Raw genomic sequence first — 21,036 nt, forward strand, 5'->3', positions numbered from 1 at the left:
CTGCCGTGACGGCCCCGGGCCGTCATGGCCAGGCGGCCAGCAGCTCTTCGGGGCCCCAGTGCGCGGCGAGCGGCAGGTTGTCGTCGACACCCGACCGGGAGACGGCCACCAGCGCGGTTTTCGTGTCGGCGCCGGGGACGGCGAGCAGGTCGCGCACCAGGCTCTCGTACTCGTGCCGCCCGAACGACGCGTTCTCCAGCCACTTGATCGAGCCGACGAAGTGGACGTGCCGCGCGACCGGCTCGCGGTCGGCCCCGACGAGATCGATCTCGGGGTTGTTCTGACGGTTCCACCAGCCTCCGACGGCCTCGGTCTCGGGCCATCGGTCGTCCGGCAACAGTCGCAGCAGGGCCTCCCGGACCACAGGCTCGACGGCGCGGCCACGCCAGGAGGTCCAGGAGCGTTCGATGGAGGCCAGGACACGCTCCCCCCGGCCGCGCTCGACCAGCGGAATGCCCCGGTCGAGGAAGGCGAGCCAGAACCGCAGATACGGATCGGCGATGCGGTAGCGCTTGTTCTTGGTGTCCGGCTTGGCTGAGAGGGGAGCGTCGACGGCCAGCACCCGCTTGCCGACGAGGGTGGACAGCAGCGGGGAGAGCGTGCCGGAGGCCAGCGGAGTCGCGCCGCCCGCCTCGGTGGCGATGGAGGAGAACGTGCGCTCTCCGCTGCCCACCGCCGACAGAACCGCCCGAGAGTGGGAGGTCTCGGGAAACTCTCCCAGCAACGACAGCTCGCCGGCCATCAGCAGCGCGGACAGCGGATTGGCCAGCGACTCCCGCAGGTAGTCGACGCGGCTCATGCCTGGCCTCCATGCCTGGACCACCTCCGGGAAACCACCGGTGATCAGGTAGGCGTCGATGGCCTCGGCGGCGTTCAGACCGGTCATCACGGCCACGTCCGCGGGATGGAGCGGCTGGACGGTCATCTTCGCGGCGCGGCCGAAGAAGGGGCGGCCGTAGGACTGCAGGGCCTCCATCACCGACAGGTCGCTGCCGACGAGGATGAGCAGCACCGGCTTCTCGGACAGGTGCCGATCCCAGACCGTCTGCAACGCCCCTTCGAACTCGCGGTCCTGCTCCACCAGCCACGGCACCTCGTCGATGACCGCGATGCTCGGCCTGTCATCGGGCACGGCCAGGGCCAAGGTGCGCAGCGCCTGGTTCCAGTCCGCCGCCTGTACTCCGGCGACCAGTTCCGCACCGGGCAAGGCGGACTGTCCGAGCATGCCGACGAAGTCGGCGCGCTCGGTCACCGGATTGCGCCCCCTGGTGGCCTGGAAGACCACAGACGGGACACCGGAGCGATCGCAGAACTCCTGAACCAGCCGCGACTTCCCCACCCGGCGGCGGCCCATCATGATCACCGCACGACCGCGAGTGCCGCCCTGCCCGTCCCTCACCTGTCGCAGCTGCCCGTCGAGCAGCTCGAGGTCGGCAGCCCGGCCCTTGAAGTCCATTGGTCGTCCCGCACATACGTAGAACCAATCTAACGTAGATGCGATCTTACATTATTGGGTTCGGGTGTTTCCTGGGCGCCGAGAACCGGCAAGCCAGACGCCCCGGTCCCGTGCGAACCGGGGTGCGCTGTCGCCCGGGTGGCTGCCCGAAGCGCCAACCTCAGGAGTTGATGGGGGCGCTTGACTCGATGAGGTTGTCGAAGGCGAGGGCGGCCATGGAGGGTCTGTCGGCGAAGAGTCCGTCCAGCAGGCGGATGAGGTCGTCGCCCGCGGCGTTCTGGAGGCGGCTCACCTCGATCGCGTCGACCTGGGTGTAGGCCCAGAAGCTGACTTTCGACCCGCGACCGTCGATGCAGTCGAAAACGTAGAGCCTGCCGTCCTGTTCGATCAGTCCCGCGGTGGGCGGGTCGCATTCCTCGTAGATCTCGACCACACGGGTGTCGGAAGTAGGCCGCCAGGGGCGCTCTCCGATCTGCAGCCGGATCGGGTCACTCCCTCGCCGCCTGAAGGGGCGCAGCTCGACCACTTTGCCGTCGATCGCGTCGCGCCGGCTTGCCTGCTCTTCGCACAGGGCGTCGTCACCCATGAGCACCTACTGGGGGAGTAGTGACGGTAGTTGCATGACATCCTAAACGCTTCGCTGTCAATCGATCACCCAATGTGAGTGACGATGGATAAAGCGAAGGCGTGCCGTACGGCTGGGGAGGACCGTACGGCACGCCTGGTTTCACGCGGTGATCAGGAAGCGGTGCAGCTCAGCGGGTTGGGGGTGGAGGGGGTTCCGCTGGAGTTGCCGAGGAAGCCGAACGTGGTGCTGGCACCCGGGGCGAGGTTCCCGTTCCAGTTCAGGTTCGAGGCCGTGATGCTGGTGGTGCCGGTCAGGTTGGCGTTCCACGACTGGGTGATGGACTGCCCGCCGGGCATGTTCCACTTGACCGTCCAGTTGCTGATCGCCGAGGAGCCCGCGTTGGTCACGGCGACCTCACCCTGGAAACCGCCGCCCCACGCGCTGACGACCTTGTAGACCGCCGTGCAGCCCTTGTCGCCGGTGAAGGTCGGCGACGCCGAAGGCGAGGCGGAGGGCGACCGGGTGGGCGAAGTGGACGGAGAGGGGGAGGGAGACGGGGAGGGCGACGGCGACTGAGACGGGGACCGCGTCGGCGAGGCCGACGGGGACTGCGGCGGGGTGTACGGGGCGGCGATCGCCAGGTCGTACGCCCGCTGCGGGACGAACTGACCGGCCGGGGCGATGCAGCCGTCGGACTCGCCCGGAGGCTTGACCCACAGGTACGCGGCGATCGCCGAGTCGCCGGTGTTGGTGGTGCTCCAGGTGCCGGTGGCGCGGCCGGCCGGGTCACACCACTCGCTGCCGACCGGGCCGTTGCCGTTGCGGCTGGTGTCGATCACGGCCTTCAGCCAGGACAGGCCGGTGGCCCCGATGACGTTCTTGGCGTAGGAGACCGTGGGGGAGGTGGACCGGTAGTTGGAGACGTTGAGCGAGATGCCGTCCGCGCTGTTGGCGATGTCGGCGCCCCGCAGGCGGTTGGCCATGTCGGAGGCGCCCACCCAGGCCTCGTTGCCCGCGTCGAAGTAGACCTTGACCTGCGAGGAGGTGGCCTTGAACTTCTTGCCGGCGTACGCCATGGAGGCCTGGACCTCGGCCTGCTGCGAGGAGTTCATGCAGTTCGGCATGATGGCCAGCGCGTCGGGCTCCAGGATGATGTAGGCCGGACGCCCGCCGAGGCCCGCGGCGACCTGGTCGATCCAGGCGCGGTACGACGCGTGGTCGGGAGCGCCACCCGCGCTCGCGCCGCCGCAGTCGCGGTTCGGCATCTCGTAGACCACCATGATCGGGATCTTGCCGGCCGCCGCCGCCGCGCCCACGTAGGCGTCGACCTGGCTGCGCACTGCAGAGGGGTTGTAGCTGGCGAACCAGCGGCCCTGCGGGACGGCGGCGATGCGGTCCCGGATCACCGCGGTCTTGCTGTCATTGGGGTTGGCGGCGACCCACTTGGCGGCGCTGGTCGTCGGGTCCACGTAGAAAACGGAGTCGGCGGCCTGGGCCGCGGTGGAGGTCACAACGGCCGCTCCCACCGCGGCCGTGGTGGCCGCAGCGAGAATGGCCGCCGTCAAGGGCCTTCTGCGAGACATGGAATTACTCCGTCCGGTAATGTGGGAGCGCTCCCACAGTTCCCTCGGATCGTAGGGACCGGGACGGGGGTCCAAGAAGGGCCGATGTGAGTTCGGCTGGACGATCAACCTAATAGGCGCAGGCGGGCGGGGGAATGGGCGCGTGGATCACTTGAAACTTTCACCACGAGTCCGGCCGTGCCGTGATTTCTCCGGAAATCATGGTGACTCAGTGTGCCCAACCGGTTTCGCGAAGTGGCCCACAGGCCGTACCCTCCGATAGTGACCTCTTGGGGGGTTTCTTACCTATGACGCTTTCACGCGGTCTCATGCCGCTCACCGGGGTGCCACGCGTTCTCCTCCCGGCCGCCGACCTGGGCGAACTGAGTGTGCCCGTCGACACCCGGGACACCGGACCACGCCCCGGATCGCCTTTATGGGCGTACCTCACGGTGGTCAGCGCCGCCGGCGTCTCCGCGCTCGCCATCGCCGAGTTCGGGCTGGGCGCCGGCCCGCTGGCCGAGGCCGCGCGCACCCCGTTGTTCTGGATGCTGACCGTCCTCGTGGTCCTCGGCGAGCTGCGTCCGATCATGTTCAGCTCCTCGACGCTGGTCGGGGGCACGCCGACCTCCACGATGTTCACCTTCGCCGTGCTCATGTACCAGGGCCTGCCGACGGCGGCGCTGATGCAGGCGGTCGCCGTGGTGGTCAGCGGGCTGGTGCACCGCAGGGCCTGGCACCGGGTGCTGTTCAACCTCGCCCAGGTGACCCTCGCCTGCACGGCCGCGGCCGGCGCCCTGGCCGCGTTCGGCGCGCACCCGGGGCCGCGCTCGCCGTGGACGCCCGACGGCATGGACATCCCCGCCATCGCGCTGGCCGCCGCGGCGTACTTCGTGGTCCGCGCCGTCCTGGTCTGCCAGGCGGTGGCGCTGCACGAGCGCCGCCCCCTGCTCCGGGTGATGAAGGCCTCGATCGGCCCGCAGGCGCTCGTCTACGGGACGCTGCTCGGCCTCGCGCCGCTGGTCGTGGTGGTGATGGCGCATTCCCCCGCGCTGGTACCGCTGTTCGTCGCGCCGCTGGCCGCCGTCCACTGGACCGCGACGCTCTCGCTCCGCCGCGACCACCAGGCGACGCACGACGGGCTCACCGGCCTGCCGAACCGCAAGATCCTGATCGTACGCACGGAGGAGGCGCTGGCCGAGGCGCGCGCGCACGAGCGGGTGGGGCTGCTGCTGCTCGACCTCGACCGCTTCAAGGAGGTCAACGACACGCTCGGCCACCCGGTCGGCGACCGGCTGCTGCAGATCGTGGCCCACCGGCTCACCCACAGCGTACGGCCGGGCGACGTGGTCGCCCGCCTCGGCGGGGACGAGTTCGCGGTGCTGCTCCCGTCCATCAGGGACGCGCAGGCGGCAAGGGAGGTCGCGTCGCGGCTGCGGGTCGCGCTGACCGAGCCGGTACGTCTCGAGGGCATGACGTTCGACCTCGACGCGTCGGTCGGCATCGCGCTCTATCCCGACCACGCCCCGGACTTCGAGCTGCTGATGCAGCGCTCCGACGTCGCGATGTACCTCGCCAAGGAGGGCCGCACCGGCGTCGAGTTCTACCTGCCGGGCAAGGACCGCAACTCGCCCGAGCGGCTGAGCCTGCTCGGCGACCTGCGGCGGGCGATCGACGCCGACGAGCTGGAGCTCCACTATCAGCCCAAGGTGAGCCTGGAGGACGGCAGAGTCGAGGGTGTCGAGGCGCTGCTGCGCTGGTGGCACCCGGTGCGCGGGCCGATCTCGCCCGCCGAGTTCATCCCGCTGGCCGAGCAGTCGTACCTCATGCGCGAGCTCACCCAGCACGTGATCGGGAAGGCGCTGCGGCAGGCGGCGCGCTGGTGGCACGCGGGCCTGGACGTGCCGGTCTCGGTGAACGTGTCGGCCCGCGACCTGCTCGACTCGGGCCTGCCCGAGCAGCTGGAGGCGGGGCTGGAGAAGCTGGACCTGCCGCCGGAGGCCATCCGGCTGGAGGTCACCGAGCGCATCCTGATGACCGACCAGGCCTACAGCGCCGAGGCCATCCGCACGCTGGCCGGGCTCGGCGTCCAGCTCTCGCTGGACGACTTCGGCACCGGCTACTCCTCCCTGGTCCGGCTCCAGCGGCTCCCGGTCTCCGAGGTCAAGATCGACGCGTCGTTCGTACGGCGGCTCGGGGAGCCGGGGGACGACGAGCGGATCGTCCGCTCGATCATCGACCTCGTCCGGTCCCTCGGGCTGAGGTCGGTCGCCGAGGGCGTCGAGTCGCCCGAGATCGCGGAGTCGCTGCGGGAGATGGGCTGCCACGCGGGGCAGGGGTGGTGGCTGGGCAAACCCATGTCCGCCGCCGATGCCACCACCTGGCTGCGCGACCGGCTCGGCGCCGCCCTGGGCTCCGCGGGTGACACCCGGCTCGCCTCGCACTGAATCGCCTCGGGCCCGCCGGTGGGAAAGCTCGTATTAAGACCGTGTGACGCGGCGTCGCCGGGTCGGCCGCGCTCGGCGGCGAGCCCTAGGATGGGTGGGTCCAATCTCCATCATGAAACGGGTTCGACGACTCATGTCCGCCATAACCCGCGATGAGGTCGCTCACCTCGCCCGGCTGTCCCGGCTGGCACTGGCCGACGACGAGCTCGACCACTTCGCCGCCCAGCTCGACCAGATCGTCGGCGCCGTCGCCCGCGTCTCGGAGGTGGCGGCCGGCGACATCCCGCCGTCCTCGCACGCGCTGCCGCTGACCAACGTCTTCCGTCCCGACGCCGTACGGCCGGGTCTGACACCCGAGGGAGCCCTGTCCGGCGCGCCCGCGGTGGAGGACGACCGGTTCCGCGTGCCGCGGATCCTCGGGGAGGAAGAATGAGTTTGATCCGGAAGACCGCCGCCGAACTGGGCGCACTCATCGCCGCCCGCGAGGTCAGCGCCGTCGAGGTCGCCCAGGCCCACCTCGACCGGATCGCCGAGGTCGACGGCCGCGTCAACGCCTTCCTGCACGTCGACGCCGAGTCGACGCTGGCCCAGGCCCGCCAGGTGGACGAGCGCCTGGCCGGGGGCGAGAGCCCCGGCCCGCTGGCCGGGGTGCCCATCGCGCACAAGGACGTGTTCACCACGGCCGACATGCCGACGACGGCCGGTTCGAAGATCCTCGAAGGCTGGCGCCCGCCGTACGACGCGACCGTGACCGGCCGGCTGCGCGCGGCCGGGCTGGTGATCCTGGGCAAGACGAACCTCGACGAGTTCGCCATGGGGTCGTCCACGGAGAACTCGGCGTACGGGCCGACGCACAACCCGTGGGACCTGTCCCGGATCCCGGGCGGTTCGTCGGGTGGCTCGTCGGCCGCGGTGTCCGCCTACGAGGCGCCGCTCTCCACCGGCACCGACACCGGCGGCTCGATCCGCCAGCCGGCCGCGGTGACCGGCATCGTCGGCATGAAGCCGACGTACGGGGGCTCGTCCCGCTACGGCCTGATCGCGTTCGCGTCCTCGCTCGACACGCCCGGGCCGTTCGCCCGCACCGTGCTCGACGCGGCGCTGCTGCACGAGGCGTTCTCCGGCCACGACCCGCTCGACTCGACCTCCGTCGACGCGCCGGTGCCGCCGGTGGTGGAGGCCGCGCGGCAGGCCGACGTGGCGGGCATGCGGATCGGCGTGGTCAAGGAGTTCGCCGGGGAGGGCTACCAGCCCGGCGTGCTCGCCCGCTTCCACGAGGCCGTCGACCTGCTGGAGTCGCTCGGGGCCAAGGTCGTCGAGGTCTCCTGCCCGGCGTTCTCCTACGCGCTGCCCGCGTACTACCTCATCGCGCCGTCGGAGTGCTCGTCCAACCTGGCCCGCTTCGACGCCATGCGGTACGGCCTGCGGGTCGGCGACGACGGCACCCGCAGTGCCGAGGAGGTCATGGCGCTCACCCGCGCGGCCGGCTTCGGACCCGAGGTCAAGCGGCGCATCATGCTCGGCACGTACGCTTTGTCGTCGGGCTACTACGACGCCTACTACGGGCAGGCGCAGAAGGTCCGCACGCTGATCATGCGTGACTTCGAGGCGGCCTTCCAGCAGGTGGACGCGCTGGTCTCGCCGACCACGCCGACCACCGCGTTCCCGATCGGGGAGCGGGCCGACGACCCGATGGCGATGTACCTCGCCGACCTGTGCACGATCCCGACCAACCTGGCCGGAAACGCCGCGATCTCGGTGCCGTGCGGCCTGGCGGACGAGGACGGCCTTCCGGTCGGGCTCCAGGTCATGGCCCCGGTCCTCGCCGACGACCGCTGCTACCGGGTCGGCGCGGCCGTGGAGAAGGCCTTCGAGAGCCGGTGGGGCGGCCCGCTGCTGTCCCGCGCGCCCGCGCTCTGACCGCCGAGGGGAGGGGAACGGCGGCATGATCACCCGCATCGAGATCGACGGCTTCAAGTCCTTCGAGAACTTCGCCATCGATCTGCCGCCGTTCCTCGTGCTCATCGGCACCAACGCCAGCGGCAAGTCGAATCTCCTCGACGCGTTGAACTTCATCTCGGTCGCTGTGACCCGCGGTGTGGACGCGGCGGTGGCGGAAGTACGTGGCGACCCTCGTGGCCTGTTTCGCAGGCGCGGAGACGGCACGCGCGCAGACCGGATGAGCTTCGCTCTCGAGTTCCTTCTCGCCGAGCTACCCCAGGGAGTGCCGGTTCACTGGCGATACGAAGTGGATCTTTCCTGGGCGGAGCCGGAGGACGCGCTCGAGGGAATCGTCGCCCTCAAGCAGCGACTCTGGGGGCCGCACGGGAACGAGATCGCCCTGGAGATCTCGCCTGAACTCCAGACCCGCCTTCCCAAGAGGGAGCCGGGCCTGCTGGAACTCGTGCTGTTCCACAAGAACGCCGGTCCGGTGGCGGCGAACGACCGCCTCGTCCTGCGCCACCTGTGGGACGAATTCGCGAGGATGCGATTCCTGCATCTAGAGGCGGGAAGCCTGCGCCGGGCGAGCGAATTGGGCGGTCCCTCCCACTTGGACTCGACGGGCAGGGACCTGCCGAATTATCTGCGCTCACTGGCGCGGGAGACGGCCTCGGACAATCTCCCGCTGGGCGTCCTCGGCGAGATCAAGATGCATCTGGTCGGACTGGTCAGAGAGATCAGCGACTTTCAGATCGTCGAGGACGAGCGGCGACGGGATGTCCGGTTGGAGTTCTCCTCTCCTTACGAGAAGGGGCTGGACGCGGAGTTCGCCTCCGACGGCACACTCCGCATGCTGGCCATTCTGGCCGCTCTGCACGATCGGGGGACGGTTGCGGTCGAGGAGCCGGAGAACGGTGTCTTTCCGGAGAGGCTGCGGCAGCTCCTGCGTCTGGCGACCGGGCTCGTCACGGGGGGCACGGAAGCCGCCGCATCGAGTGCGGGAGAGGCCCCTCACCGCCAGGTGATCTTCACGAGTCACTCTCCGGTGGTGCTCGACGCGGTGCCCCGCGAGAACATCGCGTTCCTCGATATGACCACCGTCCTGGAGGGCGGTGTCGCCAGCCGGGTAAGCCGTGTACGACGACTGCGCGAGGACGCCGGCTCGGTGCGTGTGGACGGCGAGCGATGGCCGCGGGTCACGGATTCGGAACTCGACAGGTTTCGCGCCGGGGTGGAGGAGCCGGTCTGATGCGGAGCCTGAGCTGCGTTCTCATCAGGGAGGGGCCGTCGGACGATTGGTTCCTGCCGATCCTGCTGCGCCGGGCCCTGGAGGAACTCGTCATCGAGAGCTTCCCGGCCTGCCGGGAGGTGCAGGAGGTGCGCAGCCTGCCGAAGGCGGGCAACCAGAGTCCTGAGCCCGTGCTCAGGGCCCTGGAGGGGGAACGGGGAACGTTCGACGTGGTTCTGTATCACCACGACGGCGCCCCTCCGGCCAAGTCGGGCCCTGTGCTGGAACGCATGCGGCAGACTTGGAAGGCGAGCGACTTCGAGGAACCGCTGGTGGCTGTCGTACCGATGAGGGAGACGGAGGCCTGGGTGCTCGCCGACGAGGCGGCTCTCGTGAGGGTGCTCAACGTGCGCAAGCTCGGCCGGACGGTCGTGACCGGGCCGGAAGTAGAGTCCTGCCGCACTCCGAAGGCCGTCATCGACACGCTGCTCGGTGAAGCCGGTTTCAATCCGAACGGAAGCGGCGTGCTCCAGAACTTCTATGTGTCGGTGGCGGAGAACGCCGCCATCGGCGAACTGCGGAAGGTGTCCGCCTTCCGGCAATGGTGGGATGACATGATCGAGGCATTGGAAGGACTGGGTTACCAGCATGGCTGATATCGCGACGCTCATGCCGTACGACGAGGCGCTGGAGCGCTTCGAGCCGGTGCTGGGGCTGGAGACGCACGTCGAGCTGGGCACCGCGTCGAAGATGTTCTGCGGCTGCCCGACGGCCTTCGGAGCACCGCCGAACACGCAGGTCTGCCCGGTCTGCCTGGCGCTGCCCGGCTCGCTGCCGACGGCCAACGAGCAGGCGATCGAGTCGACGATCAGGATCGGCCTCGCGCTGAACTGCACCATCGCGACGTGGTGCAGGTTCGCCCGGAAGAACTACTTCTATCCGGACATGCCGAAGAACTACCAGATCAGCCAGTACGACGAGCCGCTGTGCGTCGACGGCTACCTCGACGTGGAGGTGGACGGCCGGACCGTCCGCGTGGAGATCGAGCGGGTGCACCTGGAGGAGGACACCGGCAAGTCCACCCATGTCGGCGGTGCGACCGGGCGCATCCACGGCGCCGACTACTCGATCGTCGACTACAACCGCGCGGGCATCCCGCTCGTCGAGATCGTGACCAAGCCCATCGCGGGCACCGACCGGCTCGCCCCCGAGATCGCCCGTGCGTACGTGACCGAGCTGCGCGAGCTGATGCGCTCGCTCGGCGTGTCGGACGTGCGGATGGAGCAGGGCTCGCTGCGCTGCGACGTGAACGTCTCGCTGATGCCGCGCGGCGCGTCCGAGTGGGGCACCCGTACGGAGACCAAGAACGTCAACTCGCTGCGCAGCGTCGAGCGCGCGGTGCGCGGCGAGATCGAGCGCCAGGCGGGCGTCCTCGCCGCGGGCGGCCGGATCGTGCAGGAGACCCGCCACTTCCACGAGGACACCGGGCAGACGACCTCCGGGCGGTCGAAGGAGGAGGCGCAGGACTACCGCTACTTCCCCGAGCCCGACCTGCTGCCGATCGCGCCCGACCCGGCCTGGGTCGAGTCGCTCAAGGCCGCGCTGCCCGAGCTTCCGTCGGCCCGGCGCAGGAGGCTGCAGGACGAGTGGGGCGTGTCCGACCTGGACATGGCCGCCATGCACAACGCCGACGCGATCGACCTGGTCGAGGCGACCGTGGCCGCCGGAGCCCCGGCCGCCGACGCCCGCAAGTGGTGGATGGGCGAGCTGGCCCGGCGGGCCAACGAGTCGGCGACGACCCTCGCCGACCTGCCGATCACCCCGGCGCAGGTCGCCCGGGTGACGGAACTGGTCGCCTCCGGCGCGCTCAACGACAAGCTGGCCCGTCAGGTGCTGGAGGGCGTGCTGGCCGGTGAGGGCGGCCCGGACGAGGTCGTGGACAAGCGCGGGCTCCAGGTCGTCAGCGACGAGGGCGAGCTCATGTCGATCATCGATCAGGTGCTCGCGGACAACGCCGACGCGGCGGAGAAGGTGCGCGGCGGGAAGATCGCGGCCGTGGGCGCGCTGGTCGGCGGAGTGATGAAGGCCAGCCGCGGCAAGGCGGACGCGGGCCGCGCCCGTGAGCTGATCCTGGAGCGGCTCGGCGTCCAGGGGTAGTGAGCGTCCCGCGCCGCCCGCCGCGTAAGCGGTCGTCCGGCGCGGCGTTCGCTGTCCGGGTGACGCGCGCGTCGCGGCCCGGCGTTCTCGCCCATGCGCGCGCCGCCCGGGCCGGCTCCGCCGTGCGCGGGGCTGTGATCGGTCGAGCGGCAAAGGCGTGCGCGCTCCACGGAAAGAGCAGCAGAGCTGTTGCTTCCGGAGATATCCAGCGGAGGGTGTTTTAGGGTTAACTGATCGGAGTTGACCTTGAGCCTGAGGAGAGCGAGGCGTGCGTAACGCCGGAGCGTCCGTCGACCCGCCAACGGATCCCCCGGATCCGTCCGGGACCGCGCCCGCCCCGCCGCGTGTCCACCCGGTGCGCCGGGCCACGTCCCTGCCTCGGGGGGTGTCGGCGCTGCCCAAGGGGGTGTCGGCCGACATCTTCGCCGAACCGCCCGCCCCCGCGCCGCCCGCGTCCCGGCCGTCCGGCGCGGGCGCCGCTCCGCCGCCGGCGCCGGCGATCGAGCCGTGGCCGGTTCCGGACCGCACCGTCCGGGAGGAACCGGTCGTCGTCGGGACACCGGACCTCGACCTGCTCGACCCGCCGAAGAAGGGCGGCGTTCTCCGCCGCACGCTGATCGGCCTGGTGGCGCTGCTCGTCGTGCTCTATGTCGTGCCCGCCCTCACCATGGCCGGGAAGGTCCTGCCCGGCACCAGCGTGCTCGGCGTGGACATCGGCGGCCAGAGCCGGGCCGAGGCCGCCGCCACCCTCAACGAACGGTTGTACGCCCAGACCAGGACACCCGTGATCGTACGGCAGGGGACGCGGCGACTGACGGTGAGCCCGCGGGACGCCGGTCTCTCGCTCGACGTCGATGAGACGATCGGCCGGGCGGTGACCGGTTTCCCGAGCCCGTGGGCGGTGTGGGCCGCGCTCACCGGCAGCCGTGAGGTGGAGCCCGCGGTGTCGGTCGACCGGCGTCGCCTCGACGACCTGGTGGCGGACATCGCCGAGCGGCTGGAGAACCCGGCGCGGGAGGGCGGCGTCTCGTTCGACGGGGTCACCCCGGTCCCGGTCTATCCCCGGGTGGGTCGCCTGGTCGACCGGAAGCTCACGGCCGAGCAGATCGTCAAGGGGTACCTCGATCCCGAGATCGTCGTCGTGGCCCCCACCCTGCGGGACCTCCCGCACATCACCCGCGCCGAGGTGCACCGCGCCCTGCGCTGGGCGGGCCGGGCGGTGTCCGCGCCGCTCACGCTGACCAGCGGGACCGGCTCCGTCTCGCTGCCGCCGGCCGTGCTGGCGCGGCACCTGAGGTTCACGCCGGACGGCGCGGTCCTGCGTCCCCGCTTCGACGCCGTCGCGGCGGTCGCCCCCGTCACGCCGAGACTGCTCGATCCCGGGCGGGCGTCCCGCGACGCCTCCTTCACGATCAGGGGCGGACGGCCGGCACTGGTCGGCGGGAGGCCGGGGGAACGGGTCGACACCGACCGCCTCGCGGCCGACGTGGTGACCGCCCTCGGCGCCGGCGATCGTACGGTGGCCGTGCGGGTCGTGGACGGGCCGCCTCGGAGCGGCGACGACGACGTGCTCCGCATGGGGATCAAGGAGGAGGTCGGCCGTTTCACGACCTCCTACGCCTGCTGCCCCCAGCGCGCCGGCAACATCCGGGCCGCGGCCGCGCTCCTGGACGGCCGCCTGGTCCGCCCGGGGGAGACCTTCTCCTTCAACGAGGCGCTCGGGCGGCGCGACGTGGACGCGGGTTTCGACGGCATCGTCCCGACGATGATCGACGGACGGGCCGGCACCGACGCGCCGGGCATGTCCCAGGTCGCGACCACCCTGATGAACGCCGTGATCCGGGCCGGGTTCCAGGTCGCCGAGCACACTCCGCCCGAGGTCCACGCCCCGCAGCTGCCGGTCGGCACCGAGGCCGCGGTGTCCTTTCCCGATCCGGACCTGCGGTGGAAGAACGACTCGCCGTACGGGGTGTTCGTCCAGGCGTCGGCCACCGGCACGTCGCTGGCCATCGCGTTGTGGAGCACCCGCCGGTACGCGGTGGACCTGCAGGGACCGGTCTCCGGCACCCGGGTCAAGCTGCCGACGATGACCGGGCACGGGCCCGGCTGCGTCGAGGCGCCGGGGCAGCCCGGGTTCACCGCCACAGTGACCCGTGTACTGAGGCAGGGCGGCGAGGTCGTCTCCCGGCAGACCTTCCGGACCTCCTACCAGGCCCAGGCCAAGGTCGTCTGCCGTGCTGCCAAGGCACGCGGCGGCGGCAGCGGATCAGGACAAGGCCAGGGACAAGGTCAAGGTCAGGGACAAGGCCAAGGCCAGGGGCAGGGCCACGGATCAGGACGAGGGAGCGGTGGGGGCAACCACCAGAATGCGGTCGTCGCCGTCCCTGGGAGAGCCCCGTCCGTCGCGGTTGCTGGTGCTCACCCACAGGGCGCCGCCGGGCGCGGCGGCCACCGCGCGCAGCCTGCCGTACTCGCCTTCGTATAGCGCGGTGGGCCGCCCGGCGCGCCCTGACCCGTCCACCGGGACCCGCCAGAGTCGCTCGCCGCGCAGGGCGGCGGCCCACAGCGCGCCCCCCGCGTACGCGAGACCGGACGGCGACGCCTGGTCGGTCGACCAGGTCAGCAGGGGATCGGCGTATCCGGGACGGCCGCCCACTCCCTCGACCTCCGGCCAGCCGTAGTTCCGGCCCTTCTCGATGAGGTTGATCTCGTCGTAGGTGTTCTGGCCGAACTCGGTGGCGTACATGTGGCCGCGTTCGTCCCAGGCGAGCCCCTGCACGTTGCGGTGGCCGTACGACCAGACCAGCGTCCCGAAGGGGTTGCCCGGGGCGGGCCGGCCGTCGGCGGTCATGCGCAGGATCTTGCCGCCCAGCGCGTTCCGGTCCTGGGCCATGCCGCGCTCCCCGGTCTCCCCGGTCGAGGCGTAGAGGTAGCCGTCGGGCCCGAAGGCGAGGCGGCCCCCGTTGTGGATGGCCCCCTTCGGGATGCCGCTGACGATCACCCGGCGCTCGGAGAGCCGTCCGTCGTAGCGGTAGCGGACGATCCTGTTGTCGCCGCCGGAGGTCAGGTAGACGAAGACGTGGTGGTCGCTCGCGTAGCGGGGCGACACGGCCACACCCAGCAGGCCGCCCTCGCCGGCCGCGGACACCCCCTCGATCACTCCCGCCTCCCGGACCCCGCCTTCCGGCGTGATCCGCAGGAGCCGCGCCGACTCGCGTTCGGTCACCAGCGCGTCGCCGCCGGGCAGGAACGCGATCGCCCAGGGAACCGAGAGGCCGCGGACCAGCGTGCGCGGCCTGGCCGGGGCGACGGCGGTCGCGGCGCCGTCCGGGCCGGTCCCCGTGTCCGCGCCGGGGCTGCCTGAGCCGCCGGAGCCGCCGGGGCTGCCCGAGCCGCCGGTGGCGCTCGCGGCGGGTAGCGGCGGGGGAGTCCTGCCCGCCTCTCCGGCCTGCCCGCACCCCGCGACCACCGGCAGAGCGACCGCCAGCAGCGCCGCCGCCGACAGGGCCGTGCCCGCGCCGTGCCTGTCCGTCATCACGCGACCTCCTCGTCCATCCCTACTCGCGGGCCGTCGCGATGGTTCCCTAGGTTGTTACGTGTGAACATCTGGGTCGCCTCACAGGACATCGCCGACGATCTGTCCAGCCTGCCGGACGGGCTGCCCGTCCTCGACCGGAAGGTCTACGACGGGACGGGCCCGCTGCCGGGACCGCCCGAGGAGGTGGAGATCTGGGTGCCGCCGCTGGTCCCGGTGCCGGGCATCCCCGGCCTGCTGAACCGCATGGGCAACCTCCGCCTGCTGCAGACCGTCACCGCGGGAGTCGAGCCGTACCTGCCGCACCTCCCGCCGAAGGCGGTGCTGTGCAACGCGCGCGGGGTCCACGACGCGGGTACGGCGGAGTGGGCCGTGGGTGCGATGATCGCGATGCGGCGGGACTTCCCCGGCTTCGTGGCCGCGCAGGCGCGTGGGGAGTGGAGCTACCACCACACCGGGGTCCTCGCCGACTCCACCGTGCTGATCGTCGGGTACGGCTCGATCGGCGAGGCGTTGGAACGGCGCCTGGCCGGGTTCGAGGTGGAGATCGTCCGGGTGGCCCGGACGGCCCGGGAGAACGTCCACGGCCAGGACGAGCTTCCCGCGCTGCTCCCGCACGCCGACGTGGTCGTGCTGCTCGTGCCCGCCACCGCGGGCACGTCCGGTCTGGTGGACGCGGAGTTCCTCGCCCGGATGAAGGACGGCGCGCTGCTGGTGAACGCGGCGCGCGGATCGGTGGTGGACGGCGACGCGCTGCTGGCGGAACTGCGGGCGGGCAGGTTGCTGGCGGCCCTCGACGTGACGCCGGTCGAGCCGCTGCCCTCCGATCACCCGCTGTGGACCGCGCCGGGAGTCTTCATCACGCCGCACGTGGCGGGAAGCACCCCCGCCTCCGTCCGGCGTATCCGCGTACTGGTACGCGAGCAGATCATCCGTCATCTGGCGGGCCGGCCCCTCGCTAACATGATCACCGGGCATTACTGACCGCTCCGTTAAGGATTCCGGAACGTGGCTGCGCCGTGACCTGCGGTGCGTAGGGTGAGGCTCATCGTGCACGGCTTGGTTATCAGATCGGTGACGACTCGTCGGTTGTCCTCCTCTCGATCAGCGGCTGTGCGCACACTGGCCATGTGACAGGGAGAGTAAAGCCGAGTCGGGGACGGGAGGGGCAGTGACGGCACACCCCACCGGAACCGGCGACGCTGAGGCGACTCCGGACCCCGCCGAAACCCCGGGAGGCACCTCCGCCACGGGTGAGGCGGCGACAGGTGCAGAGGCGACGCACGTGAACGTCAGGAGAGACCCCAGGGTCCCCCTCACCACCGCCGCCGGGCTCGGCGCGGTGGCGATCGTCGTGGCCCTGGTCACCGGGGGCTCCGCCCCGGTGGTGACCGCGGTCGCGGGAGTCGTCACCGGTCTTCTCGCGGCGGTGTCACTGATCATGGCCGCCTCCCGTGTGACTCCCGGTCACCGGCGCCAGCCCGCCGCCTGGCGGTGGATGACCGCCGGATCGCTCACCTGGCTCCTCGGCGTGGGCGTCCGCCCGGTGGCCGACGGCACGCCCTTCGTGCTCACCTTCGCCGACCTGCTCATACTCGCCGGATCCGTGCTGCTCGCGATCGGCTGCGGCCTCTCGGTGAAACCCCCGGCGTACACGCGGGGGGTGATCCGCCAGGCCGCCGACGCCTATCTCGGCGCGGCGTCGGTGTTCGCCGTGGCCTGGGTCGCCGTCCTCGGCCCGGCGTTCCGCCGGGCCGAGGACACCGGCGCCTTCTTCGTCGCGCTCGCGCTCCCCGTGATCTGCCTGCTCGCGACCTGCGCGGTGACGCCCGCGGTGGCCGCGTCCCGGTCGGGCAACCGGGTGGTCGGGCTCACCGGCGTCGGAGTGCTCGCCGCGATAACCGTCGCGGAACTCGCGACCGCGCTCGCCCGGCTCGGCGGCGACCATCCGCCCCTCGTCGCCGGACTCCTCGTGCCCGCCCTGCTGCTCGTCCTCGCCGTCACGCCGTGGGTGGAGCAGGACCGGCCGGCGAGGCCGCTGACGGCGGCGCTGACCGCCGCCACCCCGCTGGTGCTGGTCGCCGTCGCGACGCTGGTCGCCACCCTGCACGCGATCGGGGGCAGCCGCGACGCCGCCCTGGCGGTCGTCGCCGCCTCGGTCGTGCTCGTCCTGCTCGGCCGCCTGTTCGTGCTGCTGGTCGAGACCGCGGGCATGCGCCGGCTCGTCGACGTGGGGGAGCAGCAACTGCGGCGGCTCGCCGAGAACACCGGCGACGTGGTGCTCGTCTGCGACCCCGAGGGGGTCGTCCAGGAGGCCGGTCCCGGCCTGGAGGCGACGTACGGCTACCGCCCGGAGGACCTCGCCTGCCGGCCGATCTTCGACTACGTCCATCCCGAGGACCTCCCGGCCGTGCAGGCGCTGCTCAGCCGCATGACGGACGAGGACGACGGGCCGGAGCAGGAGGGCGGCACCCGCGTCTCCTGCCGCTTCCGGGCCTCCGACGGCACCTGGCGGCCGACCGAGACGGTCGCCGCCCGCCACGTGCGCGACGACGACCTCGTCCTGGTCACGATCCGAGACCTCAGCGACCAGGTCGCCCTGCGTAACCAGGTCACCCATCTGACCTTCCACGACGGGGTCACCGGACTGCCCAACCGGGCCTACTTCGAGGAGCGGGCCCGCGACGTGCTCACGCGCCGCGGCGCGGTCGGCACCGCGGTGATCTTCCTCGACCTCGACGGCTTCACCGCCGTCAACGACTCCGTCGGGCATGCCAGCGGCGACCACCTGCTCGGCCAGGCCGCCCGCCGCCTGCGGTCGGCCGTACGGGCCGACGACACGCTGGCCCGGTGGGGCGGGGACGAGTTCGCGGTGCTCCTGGAGGGCGGCGCGTCAGGCGGCATGTCCGGGGGCGCTTCCGGCGGCGGCGACGCGCAGACCGCCATCGACCTGGCCGAGCGGCTCGTCCGCGCGGTCTCCAACGAGCCCTTCCGGGTGGCCGACCGGGACATCGCGCTGACGGCCAGCGTCGGCGTCGCCTTCGCCGAGGAGGACCTGTCCTCCGGGGACCTGCTGCGCAACGCGGACGTGGCGATGTCGCGGGCCAAGGAGCTCGGCGGGCGCCGGGTAGAGGTCTTCGCCACCCACATGCACGCCGACGTCGTACGCCGCCTGGAGATCGCCTCGGACCTGCAGCGGGCGCTGCTGGAGAACCAGTTCGCGATCGAGTACCAGCCGGTCGTCGACCTCGCCACATCGCGGGTGACCGCCGTGGAGGCGCTGATCCGCTGGTGGCGGGGAGGCACGTTCGTGCCGCCGGAGCAGTTCCTCGGGCCGGCCGAGGACACCGGGATCATCGTGCCGCTGAGCGAGTGGATCCTGCGCGAGGCGTGCCAGGAGGTGGCGGCCTGGCGCGCGTCCTCCTGGGACATCGGGCTCGCGCTGAACCTGTCCGCACGGCAGATCATGGCCCCGCGTTTCGTGGAGACCGTGTCGGAGGCCCTGAGCGACAGCGGGCTGCCGGCCAGCGCGCTCACCCTCGAAGTCATCGAGGAGATGCTGGTCGAGGACGCCGGCGAGATGATCGGCAGGCTGTCGGAGCTGAGAGCTCTCGGCGTACGGCTGGCCATCGACGACTTCGGCACCGGCTACGCGTCGCTCGCGTTCCTGCGCCAGCTTCCGGTCGACATGATCAAGATAGACCCCTCGTTCGTCTCCGGGCTGGGGCGCGACGACACGCTGACCCTGCTGACGAGGACGATCGTGCAGCTTGGCAACGACCTCGGCCTGATCGTCGTCGCCGAGGGCATCGAACGTCCCGAGCAGCTCGACCTGCTCCGTAAGATGGGCTGCACGCGTGGGCAGGGCTACCTGGTCGCTCGCCCGATGGCCGCCCGCGGAGTCGACGACCTCATGCCGGGCACCCCCCTCCAGAACACCGCCTGACGCACGCGAAGCGTGCGATCCGAGCGAGCCGGAGGGGCGCGCCGGTGTCTGGACTGAGGAGCGCGCGGGAGCGAAGCGACCAGAGCGCGACGAGGGAAGACATCGGGTGTGAGCGCCCCGAGGGTGAAGCGGGAAACACAGTCTTGGATGGTGAGATGGGCGTCCCAGATGATTTGACGTGAGGGCGGTCCATCGGACATCGTGTAGCCATGCATCGCGGTGGGATCCTCGTAGTACTTCGCAGGCGCGCAGCCTGACGAAGCCCTCAGTCCTGCGCGCGCCCCAGCTCCGCTCAGCGGAACGGGGCATTTTTTATGCCGGTACAAGACCAGCCACCAGCACAGCCACCACAAGCTCAGCCACAAGGAACGAGCCGATGACCGAAAAGATGACAGGTGCACAGGCCCTGGTGCGGGCGCTGGAGCACGTCGGGGTCGAGACGGTGTTCGGGATCCCGGGCGGCGCCATCCTCCCCGCCTACGATCCCCTCTATGACTCGACCAAGGTCAGGCACGTGCTCGTACGGCACGAGCAGGGCGCCGGCCACGCGGCCGAGGGCTACGCGCAGGCTACCGGCAGGGTCGGGGTGTGCATGGCCACCAGCGGGCCGGGGGCGACCAACCTCGTCACCGCCATCGCGGACGCCTACATGGACTCGGTGCCGATCGTGGCGATCACGGGGCAGGTCGCGACCCCGCTCATCGGGACCGACGCCTTCCAGGAGGCGGACATCTCCGGCATCACCATGCCGATCACCAAGCACAACTTCCTGGTGACCGACGCCGACGACATCCCGCGGACGATCGCCGAGGCGTTCCACATCGCCGCGACCGGCCGCCCCGGGCCGGTCCTGGTGGACATCGCCAAGGACGCCCTGACGGCGACGACCACGTTCTCCTGGCCCCCGGTCATGCAGCTGCCCGGCTACCGCCCGGTGACGCGGCCCCACTCCAAGCAGATCCGCGAGGCCGCCCGGCTGATGACCGAGGCGCAGCGGCCGGTGCTCTACGTCGGCGGCGGCGTGCACAAGGCGCGGGCCTCGGCCGAACTGCTGGAGCTGGCCGAGCTGACCGGCATCCCGGTGGTCACCACCCTCATGGCGCGCGGCACCTTCCCCGACAGCCACCCCCAGCACATGGGCATGCCCGGCATGCACGGCAGCGTCTCGGCGGTCGGCGCCCTCCAGCGCTCGGATCTGCTGATCGCGCTCGGCACGCGGTTCGACGACCGCGTGACCGGCCAGCTGGCCAGCTTCGCCCCGCACGCCAAGGTCATCCACGCCGACATCGACCCGGCGGAGATCTCCAAGAACCGCCACGCCGACGTGCCGATCGTGGGCGACTGCCGTGAGGTGATCGGCGACCTGATCACCGCGGTCCGGGCCGAGCAGGCCGACGGGCGCAAGGGCGACTACACCGACTGGTGGCGGGTCCTCAACGGCTACAAGGAGACCTACCCGCTGGGGTACGAGGAGTTCGCCGACGGGTCGCTGGCTCCGCAGTACGTGATCGAGCGGCTAAGCGCGCTGGTGGGCCCGGAGGCGATCTACACGGCGGGCGTGGGCCAGCACCAGATGTGGACCGCGCAGTTCATCAAGTACGAGCACCCGGGGACGTTCATCAACTCCGGCGGCGCCGGCACGATGGGCTTCTCGGTCCCGGCCGCGATGGGCGCGAAGATGGGCTGCCCGGACAAGGTCGTGTGGGCGATCGACGGCGACGGTTGTTTCCAGATGACCAACCAGGAGCTGGCGACCTGCGCCATCGAAGGTGTGCCGATCAAGGTCGCCGTGATCAACAACGGCAACCTCGGCATGGTCCGCCAGTGGCAGACGCTGTTCTACGACGAGCGGTACTCCAACACCGACCTGCAGCAGGTCAAGCGGATTCCGGACTTCGTGAAGCTCGCCGAGGCGTACGGTTGTGTCGGCCTGCGGTGCGAGCGTCCCGAGGACGTGGACGCGACGATCGCGAAGGCGATGGAGATCAACGACGTGCCGGTCGTGATCGACTTCGTCGTCCACAAGGACGCCATGGTCTGGCCGATGGTCGCGGCCGGCACCAGCAACGACGACATCAAGTACGCCCGCGACATGGCGCCGAACTGGGAGGGCGGAGAATGAGCGCGATCCCGTCCCGAGTCCGGCCCGCAGCACGAGGAGTTGGCATGAGCGAGCGCAGCGAGCGAATCAGTGAA

Annotated in this window: 13 protein-coding genes and 1 pseudogene; 10 read left to right on the forward strand and 4 right to left on the reverse strand. The window is 71.1% G+C overall.

The features are described from left to right. Positions 1 to 22 precede the first annotated feature (22 nt). The 3 genes from HHX33_RS16330 to HHX33_RS16340 all read right to left on the reverse strand — a co-directional run bounded on the left by HHX33_RS16330 (position 23) and on the right by HHX33_RS16340 (position 3,607). Positions 23 to 1,456: an ATP-binding protein gene (locus tag HHX33_RS16330; RefSeq protein ID WP_182875355.1), complete on the reverse strand. Its 1,434-nt coding sequence runs from the start codon at positions 1,454 to 1,456 to the stop codon at positions 23 to 25. Positions 1,457 to 1,616: 160 nt separating this feature from the next. Then, positions 1,617 to 2,042, reverse strand: a complete 426-nt coding sequence (locus tag HHX33_RS16335; RefSeq protein ID WP_182875356.1) for a hypothetical protein — start codon at positions 2,040 to 2,042, stop codon at positions 1,617 to 1,619. Positions 2,043 to 2,194: 152 nt separating this feature from the next. Further along, on the reverse strand, positions 2,195 to 3,607 hold the full coding sequence (locus HHX33_RS16340) for a glycoside hydrolase family 6 protein (RefSeq protein ID WP_182875357.1): 1,413 nt from the start codon (positions 3,605 to 3,607) through the stop codon (positions 2,195 to 2,197). 287 nt (positions 3,608 to 3,894) lie between these two features. On the opposite strand from HHX33_RS16340, the gene HHX33_RS16345 reads away from it, so the two are divergent. The 7 genes and pseudogenes from HHX33_RS16345 to HHX33_RS36100 all read left to right on the forward strand — a co-directional run. Beyond that, positions 3,895 to 6,033 carry a putative bifunctional diguanylate cyclase/phosphodiesterase gene (locus tag HHX33_RS16345; RefSeq protein ID WP_182875358.1) on the forward strand — a complete coding sequence of 713 codons (2,139 nt, stop codon included), beginning with the start codon at positions 3,895 to 3,897 and terminating at the stop codon, positions 6,031 to 6,033. A gap of 133 nt (positions 6,034 to 6,166) precedes the next feature. Further along, a complete protein-coding gene (gatC, locus tag HHX33_RS16350) occupies positions 6,167 to 6,466 on the forward strand; it encodes an Asp-tRNA(Asn)/Glu-tRNA(Gln) amidotransferase subunit GatC (protein ID WP_111698808.1) in 300 nt (99 codons plus the stop codon). Further along, positions 6,463 to 7,953: an Asp-tRNA(Asn)/Glu-tRNA(Gln) amidotransferase subunit GatA gene (gatA, locus tag HHX33_RS16355; protein WP_182875359.1), complete on the forward strand. Its 1,491-nt coding sequence runs from the start codon at positions 6,463 to 6,465 to the stop codon at positions 7,951 to 7,953. Before gatC ends, gatA begins: the two co-directional genes overlap by 4 nt. 25 nt (positions 7,954 to 7,978) lie before the next feature. Beyond that, on the forward strand, positions 7,979 to 9,223 hold the full coding sequence (locus tag HHX33_RS16360) for an AAA family ATPase (RefSeq protein WP_182875360.1): 1,245 nt from the start codon (positions 7,979 to 7,981) through the stop codon (positions 9,221 to 9,223). Next, positions 9,223 to 9,858: a DUF4276 family protein gene (locus HHX33_RS16365; RefSeq protein WP_182875361.1), complete on the forward strand. Its 636-nt coding sequence runs from the start codon at positions 9,223 to 9,225 to the stop codon at positions 9,856 to 9,858. Before HHX33_RS16360 ends, HHX33_RS16365 begins: the two co-directional genes overlap by 1 nt. Continuing rightward, positions 9,851 to 11,359, forward strand: coding sequence for an Asp-tRNA(Asn)/Glu-tRNA(Gln) amidotransferase subunit GatB (gene gatB, locus HHX33_RS16370; protein WP_182875362.1), 1,509 nt, complete (start codon positions 9,851 to 9,853; stop codon positions 11,357 to 11,359). The genes HHX33_RS16365 and gatB overlap by 8 nt, the downstream gene beginning before the upstream one ends. Before the next feature lie 667 nt (positions 11,360 to 12,026). After that, positions 12,027 to 13,367, forward strand: a pseudogene (locus HHX33_RS36100) (VanW family protein); the annotation flags it as partial. Between the two features lie 324 nt (positions 13,368 to 13,691). Here HHX33_RS36100 and HHX33_RS36105 read toward each other — a convergent pair. Beyond that, positions 13,692 to 14,894, reverse strand: a complete 1,203-nt coding sequence (locus tag HHX33_RS36105; RefSeq protein WP_259402542.1) for a PQQ-dependent sugar dehydrogenase — start codon at positions 14,892 to 14,894, stop codon at positions 13,692 to 13,694. Positions 14,895 to 14,957: 63 nt separating this feature from the next. On the opposite strand from HHX33_RS36105, the gene HHX33_RS16380 reads away from it, so the two are divergent. The 3 genes from HHX33_RS16380 (at position 14,958) to HHX33_RS16390 (ending at position 20,962) form a co-directional block, all read left to right on the forward strand. Beyond that, on the forward strand, positions 14,958 to 15,878 hold the full coding sequence (locus tag HHX33_RS16380) for a 2-hydroxyacid dehydrogenase (RefSeq protein WP_111698796.1): 921 nt from the start codon (positions 14,958 to 14,960) through the stop codon (positions 15,876 to 15,878). Between the two features lie 301 nt (positions 15,879 to 16,179). Next, a complete protein-coding gene (locus tag HHX33_RS16385; RefSeq protein WP_310741406.1) occupies positions 16,180 to 18,840 on the forward strand; it encodes a bifunctional diguanylate cyclase/phosphodiesterase in 2,661 nt (886 codons plus the stop codon). Positions 18,841 to 19,018: 178 nt separating this feature from the next. Continuing rightward, on the forward strand, positions 19,019 to 20,962 hold the full coding sequence (locus HHX33_RS16390; protein WP_262367340.1) for an acetolactate synthase large subunit: 1,944 nt from the start codon (positions 19,019 to 19,021) through the stop codon (positions 20,960 to 20,962). Positions 20,963 to 21,036 lie beyond the last annotated feature (74 nt).

This window comes from Microbispora sp. H10670 (genome assembly GCF_014161385.1).
In the GTDB taxonomy this organism is placed as follows: Bacteria; Actinomycetota; Actinomycetes; order Streptosporangiales; family Streptosporangiaceae; genus Microbispora; species Microbispora triticiradicis.